Source organism: Pseudomonas sp. BP01, assembly GCF_022760795.1.
GTDB classification, from domain to species: Bacteria; Pseudomonadota; Gammaproteobacteria; order Pseudomonadales; family Pseudomonadaceae; genus Aquipseudomonas; species Aquipseudomonas putida_Q.
This window is the reverse complement of the sequence record NZ_JAFBKA010000006.1, coordinates 183,537-197,462: the sequence shown is the minus strand read 5'-3', so window position 1 is coordinate 197,462 and position 13,926 is coordinate 183,537. Positions and strand designations below refer to the sequence as shown.

Genomic DNA, 13,926 nt, shown 5'->3' with positions numbered 1-13,926 from the left:
GTTGTTGGTTAACGCGTATCTGTTGGTTAACAGATCAGGCAAAAAAATTTGCAGTGATCAAGGGGGCTGCTTTGCAGCCCATCGCGAGCAAGCTCGCTCCTGCACGGTTAATCAGTGCACGGCAGCAGCGCTGCGCGGGGCGTGTTCGGCCGGGGCTTCACCGGCCATCCGTGCAGCCTCTTCTTCGATGACGTGGGCCGGTACCTGGCCGTAGTCGGCGATCATCCACTTGAAGAAGCCATAGATCTTCACCAGCAGAATCACCATGAACGGGATTGCGGTGAGTACCACGGCGGTCTTCATGGTCGACAGCGAGGCCTTGGCGAACAGCATGGCCAGTGGCACCAGGGTCAGCACCACGCACCAGAACAGGCGGTGGGTTGGCGTTGGGTCGTCACCTTCACGCAGGTTGCGGGTGCTGGTGGCGGCCACCGCGTAGGCCGCGGCATCCATGTGCGAAGCACAGAAGATGGCCATGATGAACAGGTACACACCGAGGAACACCTGGCCCCACGGCAAGGCCAGCAGCAGGTGCGTCACGGCCGATTCGCCGCCTTGTTCGGCGAGCATTTTCGGTACATCCACCGCGCCGGTGATGAACTGGTGCATGCTGTAGCTTTCCAGCGCGCCGAAGAAGAACCAGCAACCGAAGCTGCCCCCCATCAGCAGGGCCAGGACCACTTCCTTGATCTGCCGGCCGCGCGAAACGCGGGTAACGAACATGGCCACGCCCGGGGCGTAGGACACCCACCACAGCCAGTAGAACACCGTCCAGTTGCGGGTAAAGGCACCGTCGCCCGCCGGGTCGGTGAACAGGCTCATGTGCACGTAGTTCTGGATCATCAGGCCAATCGAGTTGGCAGTGTTGTTGAGGGTGAACTGGGTCGGGCCCACCAACAGCACAACCGCGGCAAACACCAGCGCGCCGATGCACACCATCTTGCTCAGGCGCTGCAGGCCACCATCGATACCGATGTAGGAGCTGAGCGAGAACATCACCGCCACGCCGCCGATCACCATCAATTGCACGGTGAAGGTATCCGGGGTGCCGGTCAGGTCATGCAGGCCGCGCGTCAGGGTAGAGGCGGTGAGGGCCAGCGACACGGTCAGTGCGCCCATCATGGTCAGCAAAAAGATCAGGTCGACGGTACGGCCCACCGGCCCGGTAGCATTGAAACCTGTCACCGCTTCGATAACCGAAGCCAGGTTCAGGCCGCTCTTCTTGCGTACATGGAAGTGGTAGGCCATGGCCAGCGAGGCCAGGGCGTAGATCGACCAAGCGCTGATACCCCAGTGGAAGAACGAGTAGCCCACGCTGTACTCGAGTGCCTTGGGGGTGGCCGCGGCGATGTTCAGGCCCGGGGTCTGGTAGTAGTAGGCCCATTCCATCACGCCCCAGTAGAGGGTCGACGAACCCATGCCGGCGCAGATGAACATGAACACCCAGGTGGCGGTGGCGTATTCAGGCTTGCCACTGCCCAGGCGGATGTTGCCGTACTTGCTGAAGGCCAGGTACAGCACTGCCAGGGTACTGGCGAACACCAGCACCTGCACGCTGGTACCGAAGGTGCGGGTGGACAGCTCGAACAACTGGTTGGCGGCACTTTCAGCCTGGGCGGGGAAGGCTGCAAGGCCGATCACGGTGAGCAGTACGGCGATCAGGCTCACGGTAATCAGGAACACATCAATCTTTTTATTCTTGTGCGACATCATCGTCTCCTGGACGTTGGCGTACTTGTTATACCCGGCAGGCATCCGGGGTGTTGCGGTACCACTCCTTCCTTGGCTGTTAACTACCAGTTAACCAATATCTAATGGTTAACAGATTTTGCATACAATCCACGCCGCTCGCAAGAGGCAAAGGGCCGATTGTCAGACACTTCTGACAATCGGCCCTGGGTGCATCAGGCTTCGATCAGCGCGGTGATGGCCTGGCCCACTTGCTGGGTAGACTGCTGGCCACCCATGTCGCGGGTTACGTCACCGGCGGCGATGACCTGCTCAATGGCTTTGAGGATGTCGTCGTGGGCAGCGCGGTAGCGTGGGTCGGTGCCTTCGTTGCCGAGGAAATCGAGCATCAGCGCACCGGACCAGATCATCGCGATCGGGTTGGCGATATTCTTGCCGTAGATGTCTGGCGCCGAGCCGTGCACCGGCTCGAACAGCGACGGGAACTTGCGCTCGGGGTTCAGGTTGGCCGATGGCGCGATGCCGATGGTGCCGGCGCAGGCCGGGCCGAGGTCGGACAGGATGTCGCCGAACAGGTTCGAGGCCACGACCACATCGAAGCGGTCTGGTTGCAGTACGAAGCGGGCGCAGAGGATATCAATGTGCTGCTTGTCCCAGCTGATTTCCGGATAATTGGCTGCCATTGCGGCGGTGCGTTCGTCCCAGTACGGCATGCTCACGGCCATGCCGTTGGACTTGGTGGCCGAGGTGACGTGCTTGCGCTCGCGGGTCTGGGCCACTTCGAAGGCGTACTTGAGAATGCGGTCGACGCCACGGCGGGTGAACACCGATTCCTGCAGCACGAACTCGTTCTCGGTGCCTTCGAACATGCGCCCGCCCAGCGACGAGTACTCGCCTTCGGTGTTTTCGCGGATGACCACGAAGTCGATGTCGCCGGGTTCACGACCAGCCAGCGGGCAGGGTACGCCGGGGAACAGGCGCACCGGGCGGATGTTGACGTACTGGTCGAAGTCGCGGCGGAACTTGAGCAGCGAACCCCACAGCGAGATATGGTCCGGCACCTTGTCTGGCCAACCTACAGCACCGAAGTACAGGGCGTCGAAACCCTTGAGCTGTTCGAACCAGTCATCCGGCATCATCTTGCCGTGGGCCAGGTAATAATCGCAGCTGGCCCATTCGAAGAACTCGAAGCTGATGTCCAGGCCGTGCTTGCGCGCGGCGGCCTCGACGACGCGAATGCCTTCGGGCAGTACTTCGTTGCCGATGCCGTCACCTGGGATTGCCGCGATTCTGAAGGTCTTGCTCATGGGGTGCACTCTTTGTCTGGGGAACAGGTGCTGGTCATGCTATAAGGGCTTGGCTCGGAGATAATCTGGCCAATCATGGATTCTTGGAACACGATACGTGAATAATCTGCCCAGCCTCGACGACCTCAACATCTTCCTGCAAGTGGCCAAGCGCGCCAGCTTTGCGGCTGTGGCCGATGAGCTGGGGATGTCGGCGGCGTATATCAGCAAGCGCATTCGCATGCTTGAGCAAACCCTGGAAGTGCGCCTGTTGCACCGCACCACCCGGCGGGTGACGGTGAGCGAGGAGGGCGAGCGGGTGTATCAATGGGCGTTGCAGATATTCGACGCCGTGCAGCGCATGGGCGATGACATCAGTGCCCAGCACCGCGAGCCGGCCGGGCAGTTGCGCATTGCCAGCAGCCTGGGGCTGGGCCGGCGCTTCGTGGCGCCGGCCTTGTCGGAGCTGGCCGAGCGCTACCCGCGGCTGGACATTCGCCTGGATGTGCACGACCGCCTGGTGGACCTGATTGCCGAAGGTGTCGACCTGGATATCCGCGTGGGCAACGCCATTGCCCCCAACCTGATCGCCAAGCCGTTGGCACGCAACCGCCGGGTACTGTGCGCAGCGCCGGCGTACCTGGTGCGGCGCGGTACGCCCAAGGTGCTGGGCGACCTGGGCAGCCACGACTGCCTGGTGATCAAGGAGCGCGACCACCCGTTCGGGGTGTGGCAACTGATGGGGCCGCAGGGTGAAGAAAGCGTGCGGGTGACCGGCGGCCTGTCGACCAACCATGGCGAAGTGGCGCACCAGTGGTGCCTGGACGGGCGCGGGATACTGCTGCGGTCATGGTGGGACGTGCACGACAGCCTGCAGGACGGGCGCCTGGTACAGGTGCTAGAGGCCTATCATCAGCCGGCGGACATCTGGGCGGTTTATACCTCGCCGCTGGCCCGCTCGGCCAAGGTGCGGGTGGCGGTGGATTTTTTCCGCCAGTACTTTGCCGAGCGCTACAGCTTGCCGGGGTAGGCCGGACCCAAACCATGCCCGGTCTGCTTTTGATTTTTTTGTGGGAGCGGCCTTGTGTCGCGATAGGGCTGCAAAGCAGCCCCAGCAATTTCTGCGCCTCTGCTGAAATCCCGGGGCTGCTCCGCAGCTCTATCGCGACACAAGGACGCTCCCACAAAAGTCAAAAGCAGGTTGGGTAAAGGCCTTCAGGGCACGGGTATTCGGGAAACCGCCTTCACTTCGCGCAGCGCCAGGCTCGACTGGATCGAGGCAATGCCTGGCTGACGGCGTAGCACCTCCTCTACGAATCGCCCATAACTCTCCAGGTCATTCGCCAACACCGTCAGCACATAATCAGCCTCGCCGGTCACCTTGTGGCAGGACAGCACCTGCGGCAGTTTCAATATCACCTGCTCGAACTCATCCGGTGCGTTGGCCGAATGGTTGCCAAAGCGCACCTGGGCAAACGCCATCACGTCGTAGCCCAGCTTCCTGCGGTCGAGGTTGGCCTGGTAATCCTTGATGATGCCCAGCTCTTCCAGCCGTTTGCGCCTGCGCCAGCAGGGCGTCACGGTCAGCGACAGGCGCTCGCCCAGCGCAGCGCTCGACAGGGTGCCGTCCTCCTGCAAAAGGCGCAGCAGCTCGCGGTCGGTGTCGTCCAGTTGTTCGATAGCAAAGGCTTTGCTCATAGGTGGTCAACCTTGTGAATACTTTGCGCAAGAATCCGGTTTGGTTGAGCATAAAGCAAAGCATTTTCACCGCTCTGTCGCGAAAATTGGTTATCCGGTAACCCCTTGAAAAAGGACATTCGTGTGCTGACAGTCTTTAGCAACAACCACCGCTTGCACCATGGCTCGGAACTCAAGGACGGCGCCATTACGCCATCGTTCGAAAACCCCCAGCGTGCCGACACCGTGCTGGCCCGGGTGCACAGCACCGGCCTTGGCGATGTCATTGCCGAACAGGCCTTCGACCGTGGCTGCTACGTGGCGGCGCACAGCGAGCGCTATGTAAGCTTCCTGGAAAATGCCTGGCAGGAATGGGCCGCCACCGGCAAGACCCACGATGCACTGCCACTGGTGTGGCCAGTGCGCGACCTGGCCATCGACCGTGAGCCCGGCTTCATCGACGGCAAGCTGGGCTTTTATGCCATGGACGCTGGCGCGCCGATCACTGCCGGCACCTGGGAGGCGGTGCGCAGCAGCGCCAACGTTGCCTTGACCGGCATGCAGCGCATCATCGACGGTGCCGACAGTGCCTTCGCCCTGTGCCGCCCACCGGGGCACCATGCAGCGCGGGAATACATGGGAGGCTACTGCTACCTGAACAACGCCGCCATCGCCGCCGAGCGCTGCCTGAGCCAGGGCGCCAAACGCGTGGCTGTGCTGGATGTTGATTTCCACCACGGCAACGGCACACAGAACATCTTTTACGATCGCCCCGATGTGTTTTTCGCCTCCCTGCATGGCGACCCGCACGTGTCCTACCCGTACTTTTCCGGCTACTCCCATGAACAAGGCGCAGGCGCTGGCGAGGGTTTCAACGCCAACTACCCGATGGGCAAGGGCACGCGCTGGGCCCAGTACCAGCCGGCTTTGCAGGATGCACTCAAGCGCATTGTCGCGCACAGGCCGCAGTTCTTGGTTGTGTCGCTGGGGGTCGACACCTTCGAGGATGACCCGATCAGCCACTTCAAGCTCACCAGCGAAGACTTCCTGCGCATGGGTGCCGAGATCGCCAGCGCCGGTATCCCGACCCTGTTCGTGATGGAAGGCGGTTACATGGTCGACGAAATCGGCATCAACGCAGTGAACACCCTGCAAGGTTTTGAGAACGCTCGCTAACCCCGTTACCAGCCGTGACGAGGCCTGTACTGGGCCTCGCCACGGCACAGCGACATGTGACAGGCCAACAATAAGAAGAGGTCGCCATGCAAGACATGCCCGCAAGCCTTGAGCAAAGCAAACCGGTAACGCCCGACCGTGACGGGCACCTGCAACGCACGCTGGAAAACCGCCACATCCAGCTGATTTCCATAGGCGGCGCCATTGGCACCGGCCTGTTCATGGGCTCGGGCAAGGTGATCGCGCTGTCTGGCACCTCGATCCTGCTGGTTTACGCCATCCTCGGGTTCTTCGTGTTCTTTGTCATGCGCGCCATGGGCGAGCTGCTGTTGTCCGACCTGCGCTTCAAGTCGTTCGCCGATATCGTTGCCCATTACCTGGGCCCGCGCGCCGGCTTTGTGCTGAGCTGGTCGTACTGGCTGAGCTGGAGCGTGGCGGTGGTGGGTGACGTGGTGGTGGTGGCCGGGTTCTTCCAGTACTGGTACCCCGATGCACCGGCCTGGCTACCCGCGTTCTTCACCCTGTTCGTGCTGCTGGGGCTAAACATGCTGGCGGTGCGGATTTTTGGCGAGGTGGAGTTCTGGTTCGGCATCATCAAGATCGTCGCCATCGTGCTGTTGATCATCACCGCGGCGGTGATGATCGCCACTTCCTATACCTCACCCAATGGCGTGGTTGCTTCGCTGTCCAACGTGGTCGCGCCGGGTGCGGTGCTGCCCCATGGCATCAGCGGTTTCTTTGCCGGGTTCCAGATTGCCGTGTTTTCCTTTGCCGGTACCGAACTGATCGGCACCACTGCGGCAGAGGCGAAGAACCCTCATCGCTCGCTGCCCAAGGCCATCAACACCATCCCCTTGCGCATTCTGCTGTTCTACATCCTGGCGCTGGTGTGCATTATCAGCGTGGTGTCGTGGGCCGAGGTGCCGGCCAACCGCAGCCCCTTCGTCGAGCTGTTCCTGCTGGCCGGCTTCCCCGCGGCGGCCGGCATGATCAACTTCGTGGTGCTGACCTCGGCAGCCTCATCGGCCAACAGCGGTGTCTACTCGGGCTGCCGGATGCTATTCGGGCTGGCCGAGCGGCGTAACGCACCGGCCCTGTTCGCCAGGCTTTCGGCACTGAGCGTGCCGGTGTACAGCCTGGTGTTTTCCGGCGTGTGCATGCTGATCGGGTTGAGCCTGCTGTTCATCATCCCCGAGGTGATGACGGTGTTCACGCTGATTTCGACCGTGTCGGCAATCCTGGTGATCTTTACCTGGTCGATGATCCTTGCTGCGTACCTTGCCTATCGCAAACGCAACCCGGCTGCGCACGATGCTTCGGTGTTCAAGTTGCCGGGCGGGGTGCCGATGGCCATTACCACCCTGGGTTTCCTCGGCTTTGTGCTGGTACTGCTGGCGCTGCAGCCGGATACCCGGTTGGCGCTGTGCGTGATGCCGTTGTGGTTCGTGTTCCTGCTGCTGGCCTACCGCCGTCGCGCAGCACACCCCTGAGCGAATGCCATACCCCTGTGGGAGCGGGTTCACCCGCGAAGGCCCCAACGCGGTGCATGGCACCGGCTGCGCCGGTGTTCGCGGCTAAAGCCGCTCCCACAGGTACCGCGTGGCTTCTGGTTTTGCTCACCCGACCTGCTGGGCGATCAACCCCAGGCACCGCTGCACGATCGGGCTAACATCACCCTTGCGCCGGCTGAGTATGATCGGGCTGACGGCACTGCTATCAAGCAAACCGACATACTCGATATCGGTGCGGTGCTGCTGTTGTACCGATGCTGGCACCAGGGTCACCCCCACGCCCACGGCCACCAGGCCGATGGCCGTCTGCAGTTCGTTGGCCCACTGGCTGACGCGGATGCTCATGCCATGCTGAGCAAACAGCGCCAGCACGTGGTCGGCATAACTGGGCCGGGGGTTGGCCGGGTAGAGGATGAACGCCTCGCCAGCCAACTGGGCGAGGCTGAGCGGGCTGCCCGCCAGCGGGTGGCCCTTGGGCAGCACGGCCACCAGCGGGTCTTCAAGCAGTACCTGTTGGTGAATGGCCGCATCGTCGATGCGAATGCGCCCGAAGGCGATGTCGATGCGCCCGCTTTTCAAAGCTTCCACCTGCTGCAGCGTGGTCATCTCGCTCAGGCCCAGTTCCAGCTCGCTGTCTTGACGCAGCTCGCGGATCAGCTCTGGCAGCACGTTGTACAGAGTGGAGGGGGCAAAACCGATGCCCAGCCACTGGCGCTGGCCCTGGCCGATGCGGCGGGTGTTGTCGCTGATGTTCTGCAGTTGCTGCAGCACGGTGCAGGTCTGCTCGTAAAAAAAGCGACCGGCTTCGGTCAGCCGCAGCGGGCGTTCGCGCACTACCAGCAGGGTGCCGAGCTGATCCTCCAGCTGGCTGATCTGCCGGCTCAAGGGGGGTTGCGCAATGTGCAGCAGCTCGGCGGCGCGGGTGAAGTTCAGGGTCTCGGCCAAGACCTTGAAGTAACGCAGGTGGCGCAGCTCCATCAGACCTCCAGGGTATGGTGGGAGATTCATTTGATATTGGACGGTCATCAGGGTCTCGCGCAATCCTTGATCAATCAAGTAAATGCACCATTCGGGCCTGCAACTGGCAGCCCGACCTGACGGGACCTGGCAACAATGACAAGCGCGCTGATTGAACGTATTGATGCAATTATCGTCGACCTGCCGACCATTCGCCCGCACAAGCTGGCAATGCACACCATGCAGCAGCAGACCCTGGTGGTATTGCGGGTGCGTTGCAGCGATGGCGTGGAAGGGATCGGTGAGGCCACGACCATTGGTGGCCTGGCCTATGGCTATGAAAGCCCTGAAGGCATCAAGGCCAACATCGACGCGCACCTGGCCCCGGCGCTGATCGGCCTGGCGGCGGACAACATCAACGCCGCCATGCTCAAGCTGGACAAGCTGGCCAAGGGAAACACCTTTGCCAAGTCGGGTATTGAAAGCGCCTTGCTCGACGCCCAAGGCAAACGCCTGGGCCTGCCGGTGAGCGAGCTGCTGGGGGGCCGTGTGCGCGACAGCCTCGAAGTGGCCTGGACCCTGGCCAGCGGCGACACCGCCCGGGATATCGCCGAAGCCCAGCACATGCTGGAAATCCGCCGTCACCGTGTGTTCAAGCTGAAGATTGGCGCCAACCCGGTGGAGCAGGACATCAAGCATGTGGTGACGATAAAACGTGAACTGGGCGACAGCGCCAGCGTGCGGGTGGACGTCAACCAGTACTGGGACGAGTCCCAGGCCATCCGCGCTTGCCAGGTGCTTGGCGACAACGGTATCGACCTGATCGAGCAACCGATTTCGCGCATCAACCGGGGTGGCCAGGTGCGCCTGAACCAGCGCAGCCCAGCACCGATCATGGCCGATGAGTCGATCGAAAGCGTCGAGGACGCTTTCAGCTTGGCCGCCGACGGCGCGGCCAGCATCTTTGCTCTGAAAATTGCCAAGAACGGTGGCCCGCGCGCCGTGCTGCGCACTGCGCAAATTGCCGAGGCCGCCGGTATCGGCCTGTACGGCGGCACAATGCTCGAAGGCTCTATCGGCACCCTGGCCTCGGCCCATGCCTTCCTTACCCTGCGCCAGCTCACCTGGGGCACCGAGCTGTTCGGCCCGCTGCTGCTGACCGAAGAAATCGTCAACGAGCCGCCGCAATACCGCGACTTCCAGCTGCACATTCCCCGTACCCCAGGCCTGGGCCTGACCCTGGACGAACAGCGCCTGGCGCGCTTCGCCCGTCGCTGATCAGCCAACAAGGAGATAATCATGCTGTTCCACGTGAAGATGACCGTGAAACTGCCGGTGGACATGGACCCGGCCAAGGCCACTCAGCTCAAGGCCGATGAAAAGGAACTGGCCGAGCGCCTGCAACGTGAAGGGACCTGGCGCCACCTGTGGCGCATTGCCGGGCACTACGCCAACTACAGCGTGTTCGATGTGCCCAGCGTCGAAGCGCTGCACGACACACTGATGCAACTGCCGTTGTTCCCGTACATGGACATCGAGGTCGACGGCCTGTGCCGGCATCCCTCGTCGATCCACAGCGACGACCGCTGATACGCACCTGTCTGCCTGACAAGAACAATATGAGGTACGCACGATGACCGTGAAAATTTCCCACACTGCCGACATTCAAGCCTTCTTCAACAAAGTGGCTGGCCTGGACCACGCCGAAGGCAACCCGCGCTTCAAGCAGATCATCCTGCGTGTGCTGCAGGACACCGCGCGCCTGATCGAAGACCTGGAAATCACCGAAGACGAGTTCTGGCACGCCATTGATTATCTCAACCGCCTGGGTGGCCGTAACGAAGCTGGCCTGCTGGCCGCAGGTCTGGGCATCGAGCACTTCCTCGACCTGCTGCAGGACGCCAAGGATGCCGAGGCCGGCCTGAGCGGCGGCACCCCACGGACCATCGAAGGCCCACTGTACGTCGCCGGGGCGCCGCTGGTACAAGGCGAAGCGCGTATGGACGACGGCACCGACCCAGGGGTGGTGATGTTCCTGAAAGGCCAGGTGTTCGACGCCGAAGGCAAGCCGCTGGCCGGCGCCACCGTCGACCTCTGGCACGCCAACACTCAAGGTACTTATTCGTACTTCGACTCGACCCAGTCCGAGTACAACCTGCGCCGCCGTATCATCACCGATGCCGAGGGGCGCTACCGTGCGCGTTCCATCGTGCCATCGGGGTATGGCTGCGACCCGCAGGGCCCGACCCAGGAATGCCTGGACCTGCTCGGCCGTCATGGCCAGCGACCGGCGCACGTGCACTTCTTCATCTCGGCACCCGGCCACCGCCACCTGACCACGCAGATCAACTTCGAGGGTGACAAGTACCTGTGGGACGACTTTGCCTACGCCACCCGTGACGGGCTGATCGGCGAGCTGCGCTTTGTCGAGGATGCTGCGGCGGCGCGTGACCGCGGCGTGCAAGGCGAGCGTTTTGCCGAACTGGCGTTCGACTTCCACCTGCAGGGGGCCACGGCGGTGGAGGCCGAGGCACGCAGCCACCGGCCGCGTGCGTTGCAGGAAGGCTGAAACCGTTGGGGCGCGTAGCGCCCCCACAATGCTGACCATTTTTCGCTGTGTTTTTGCCTGGGCCTTTCCGTGCGGGGAGGGCCTGGGCTTTTTGCTGCCGGGCCGGTGATCTAGAATCGACCTTTTGCCTGAGCCCCGCCCATGCTGCCCATCGCGCTGCTGCCAACCACCGCTGACCAGGCCCCACTTATCCGCAACCTCTACCAGTTCTATTCCTACGAGTCCTCCGACTGGGAGCAGGAGGACGTCGAAGTGGACGGCCGCTTCTATATCCATGACGAGCACCTGCAACGCTACTGGCAGGACGAGGGCTGGGGCGCTTACCTGGTGCTGGCGGACGGCTTCATCGCCGGCTTCGTACTGGTGGAACGCAGCGAACTGCCGGGCATCGACGCGCTGGAACTGGCTGACCTGTTCATCCTGAAAAAGTACCGCCGCCAGGGCATCGGCCAGGCCGTGGCGTTGCAGCTGCTGGGCGGCGAGGGCGACTGGTTGCTGCGGTGCTACGCACAAGATGCCCCGGCCGTGGCGTTCTGCAAGGCCGTACTGGCGAACCTGTCGCGCCCGGCGCAGGCCATTGCCCTGGCTGATGAACCGGACCTGCTCAGTTTCCTGGTGAGCGGCGCCCGCCATTGAGGGTTTGCCAGCCTTCGTTCGTCCTTGAAGAGGAATAGCGACATTTTTGTGAGCTACTTCACAAAATCGTCATGAGCGGCATAATGCCATCAATGCTTTCAAAAACCCGGCCATCTCTTGCCGGGGTCCCTTTTCATGCGCTTCGAAGGTTCAGGTAAAGTTCATGTCGTTAGTCGCAAGCCCCGACATCATGTACCGGCTATTGATTCAGAGTGTGGTGGACTATGCCATCTACATGCTCACCCCCGAAGGAGTCGTCGCCAACTGGAACCCCGGCGCTCAGCGTGCCAAGGGGTACCACGCCGAGGAAATTGTCGGCCAGCATTACTCATTGTTCTACACCGATGCCGAGCGCGCCGCCGGGCTGCCCGTGCATAACCTGGAGCAGGCGCGCAGCACCGGGCGCTTTGAAGAGGTCGGTTCGCGCCTTCGCAAGGACGGCTCGGCCTTCCACGCCCATGTAGTAATCGATGCGGTGTACGACGATGCCGGGCAGCTGGTGGGTTTTGCCAAGGTTACCCGCGACATTTCCGAACGCCGCCGCCAGGAGGTGGAGCTGCTGCAGGCCAAGGAACTGGCCGAGCAGTACAGCCAGGAAATGGCCAAGCTGTCGCAGTTCCTGGATTCGGTAATTGCCAATATCCCCGCCAGCGTCATCGTCCAGGACCTCGAAAGCCAGCGCATCCTGTTGGCCAACCAGCAGGCCGAGCGCCTGTTCGGCGGTCCAGAGCGCAGCATGATCGGCCAACTGCCTGGCGAATGCCTGAGTCCGGCCGCTGCCGACTACCTTGAACAACAACTGGCGCGGGGTGCTCGCAACACCAAGGGCCATGCTGCCGAGACCCGGGTCGACACCGCCCGTGGTCCACGGACCCTGCGCAGCCGTACCTTGCTCAGCCAGAACTGCGAAGGCCAGGCCGACTACGTGCTGTTTGTCGCCGAAGATGCCACCGAGGAACTGGCCGCCCACGCGCAGATCCACCACATGGCGCACCATGACGCGCTCACCGGGCTGCCCAACCGCACGCTCTTCAACGAACGCCTGCGCCAGGCGCTGGTGCGTGGCAGCGAGAACGCAAAGCTGACCGCTGCGCTGTGCCTGGACCTGGACAACTTCAAGAACATCAACGATTCCTTGGGCCATGCCTTCGGCGACAAGCTGCTGCGCGAGCTGGGCAAGCGCCTGCGCCGTGAGCTTCGCGAGCACGACACCCTGGCCCGCCTGGGCGGTGACGAGTTTGCTGTGGTACTGACCGGGCTGGATGGCCGCGATGCCGCGTGCAACACCGCGCAGCGCCTGATCAATGCCATTTGCCCGCCGTTCCAGATCGAAGGCCACCAGTTCACGGTGGGGGTGAGCATCGGCGTTGCCATTGCCCCCGATGACAATGACCAGGCCGAGCAGTTGCTCGGCTATGCCGACATGGCGCTGTACGAGGCCAAGCGCAACGGGCGAAACCGCTACGAGTGCTTCGAGGTAGAACTGGACGTTGCAGCCCGCCAGCGCCGCCTGGTGGAAACCGACCTGCGTACTGCGCTGCACCTGGGCCAGTTGCAACTGCACTACCAGCCGGTGGTCGACCAGCAGACCCATTGCATCACCGGCTACGAGGCGTTGCTGCGCTGGGAGCACCCGAGCCGTGGCATGGTGATGCCCATGGACTTCATCCCCATTGCCGAGGAAACCGGGTTGATTCACGAGCTGGGCACCCGGGCCTTGAACCTGGCCTGCCAGGAGGCGGCGAGCTGGGACAGCGAGCAGACGGTGTCGGTGAACCTGTCGCCGGTGCAGTTCAAGAATGCCAACCTGGTGCAGGTTGTGGCCTTGGCCCTGGCCGATTCGGGCCTGCCGGCGCAGCGCCTGGAGCTGGAAATAACCGAGTCGGTGCTGCTGGGTAACAGTGAAGAAAACGTGCGCACCTTGCGCGCGCTGAAGGACCTGGGCGTGTCCATTTCGCTGGACGATTTCGGCACCGGGTATTCATCGCTCGGCTACCTGCGGTCGTTCCCGTTCGACCGGATCAAGATCGACAAGTCGTTTGTGCATGACATGTGCGAAAGCCGTGAGGCGATGTCGATCATCCGCGCCATTACCGACCTGTCCAACAGCCTGATGATCAAGACCACGGCCGAGGGGGTGGAGTCGGAAGAGCAGATGCGCCGGCTGGCGGCGGAAGGGTGCTCGCATTTCCAGGGCTACCTGTACGGGCGGCCGGCACCGGCGAGTGAGCGGTTGAAGCAGGTGATTACGCCAGGCTGACGGCTTACGCGGCCCATTGTGGGGGTAATTGTCCTGCTCAAATTTTAAGAGCTTGTGCAATCCTTGTGGGAGCGGGCATGCCCGCGAACACCGGCGCAGCCGGTGCCAGCCACCGAGTTGGTTTCTTCGCGGGCACGCCCGCTCCCACAAGGTCCGTGTCGCGCT

General features: G+C 62.5%; 12 protein-coding genes. 8 read left to right on the top strand and 4 right to left on the bottom strand.

Features of this window, described 5'->3' with window-relative positions; genetic code table 11:
- Nucleotides 1-111: 111 nt before the first annotated feature.
- Both JOY50_RS08045 and JOY50_RS08040 read right to left on the bottom strand, forming a co-directional pair.
- On the bottom strand, nucleotides 112-1,710 hold the full coding sequence (locus JOY50_RS08045; RefSeq protein WP_310737970.1) for a BCCT family transporter: 1,599 nt from the start codon (nucleotides 1,708-1,710) through the stop codon (nucleotides 112-114).
- 194 nt (nucleotides 1,711-1,904) lie between these two features.
- Nucleotides 1,905-2,996: a tartrate dehydrogenase gene (locus JOY50_RS08040; protein ID WP_016499198.1), complete on the bottom strand. Its 1,092-nt coding sequence runs from the start codon at nucleotides 2,994-2,996 to the stop codon at nucleotides 1,905-1,907.
- 97 nt (nucleotides 2,997-3,093) lie between these two features.
- On the opposite strand from JOY50_RS08040, the gene JOY50_RS08035 reads away from it, so the two are divergent.
- Complete coding sequence (locus JOY50_RS08035) at nucleotides 3,094-4,005, top strand: LysR substrate-binding domain-containing protein (RefSeq protein ID WP_243055041.1); 912 nt, start codon at nucleotides 3,094-3,096, stop codon at nucleotides 4,003-4,005.
- A 185-nt stretch (nucleotides 4,006-4,190) separates the two neighbouring features.
- On the opposite strand, the gene JOY50_RS08030 is transcribed toward JOY50_RS08035, so the two are convergent.
- Nucleotides 4,191-4,673, bottom strand: coding sequence for an Lrp/AsnC family transcriptional regulator (locus tag JOY50_RS08030; RefSeq protein WP_132841079.1), 483 nt, complete (start codon nucleotides 4,671-4,673; stop codon nucleotides 4,191-4,193).
- A 123-nt stretch (nucleotides 4,674-4,796) separates the two neighbouring features.
- On the opposite strand from JOY50_RS08030, the gene JOY50_RS08025 reads away from it, so the two are divergent.
- Together JOY50_RS08025 and JOY50_RS08020 are read left to right on the top strand one after the other, a co-directional pair.
- Nucleotides 4,797-5,828, top strand: coding sequence for a histone deacetylase family protein (locus JOY50_RS08025; protein ID WP_243055040.1), 1,032 nt, complete (start codon nucleotides 4,797-4,799; stop codon nucleotides 5,826-5,828).
- An 86-nt stretch (nucleotides 5,829-5,914) separates the two neighbouring features.
- Nucleotides 5,915-7,318 carry an amino acid permease gene (locus JOY50_RS08020; protein ID WP_132841075.1) on the top strand — a complete coding sequence of 468 codons (1,404 nt, stop codon included), beginning with the start codon at nucleotides 5,915-5,917 and terminating at the stop codon, nucleotides 7,316-7,318.
- 126 nt (nucleotides 7,319-7,444) lie between these two features.
- Here JOY50_RS08020 and catR read toward each other — a convergent pair whose 3' ends face one another.
- Nucleotides 7,445-8,317 (bottom strand): HTH-type transcriptional regulator CatR, encoded by an 873-nt coding sequence (gene catR, locus JOY50_RS08015; protein WP_132841072.1) that lies wholly within the window; start codon nucleotides 8,315-8,317, stop codon nucleotides 7,445-7,447.
- A gap of 135 nt (nucleotides 8,318-8,452) precedes the next feature.
- Here catR and JOY50_RS08010 point away from each other — a divergent pair, with 135 nt between their 5' ends.
- The 5 genes from JOY50_RS08010 (at nucleotide 8,453) to JOY50_RS07990 (ending at nucleotide 13,761) form a co-directional block, all read left to right on the top strand.
- The gene (locus JOY50_RS08010; RefSeq protein WP_138736794.1) at nucleotides 8,453-9,574 is read left to right on the top strand and encodes a muconate cycloisomerase family protein; all 1,122 of its coding nucleotides are present in this window, start codon (nucleotides 8,453-8,455) and stop codon (nucleotides 9,572-9,574) included.
- A gap of 21 nt (nucleotides 9,575-9,595) precedes the next feature.
- Nucleotides 9,596-9,886: a muconolactone Delta-isomerase gene (gene catC, locus JOY50_RS08005; RefSeq protein WP_132841065.1), complete on the top strand. Its 291-nt coding sequence runs from the start codon at nucleotides 9,596-9,598 to the stop codon at nucleotides 9,884-9,886.
- A gap of 43 nt (nucleotides 9,887-9,929) precedes the next feature.
- Nucleotides 9,930-10,865, top strand: coding sequence for a catechol 1,2-dioxygenase (gene catA, locus JOY50_RS08000; RefSeq protein ID WP_243055039.1), 936 nt, complete (start codon nucleotides 9,930-9,932; stop codon nucleotides 10,863-10,865).
- 141 nt (nucleotides 10,866-11,006) lie between these two features.
- Nucleotides 11,007-11,501: a GNAT family N-acetyltransferase gene (locus tag JOY50_RS07995; RefSeq protein WP_243055038.1), complete on the top strand. Its 495-nt coding sequence runs from the start codon at nucleotides 11,007-11,009 to the stop codon at nucleotides 11,499-11,501.
- A gap of 163 nt (nucleotides 11,502-11,664) precedes the next feature.
- Nucleotides 11,665-13,761, top strand: coding sequence for a bifunctional diguanylate cyclase/phosphodiesterase (locus tag JOY50_RS07990; protein ID WP_243055037.1), 2,097 nt, complete (start codon nucleotides 11,665-11,667; stop codon nucleotides 13,759-13,761).
- Nucleotides 13,762-13,926 lie beyond the last annotated feature (165 nt).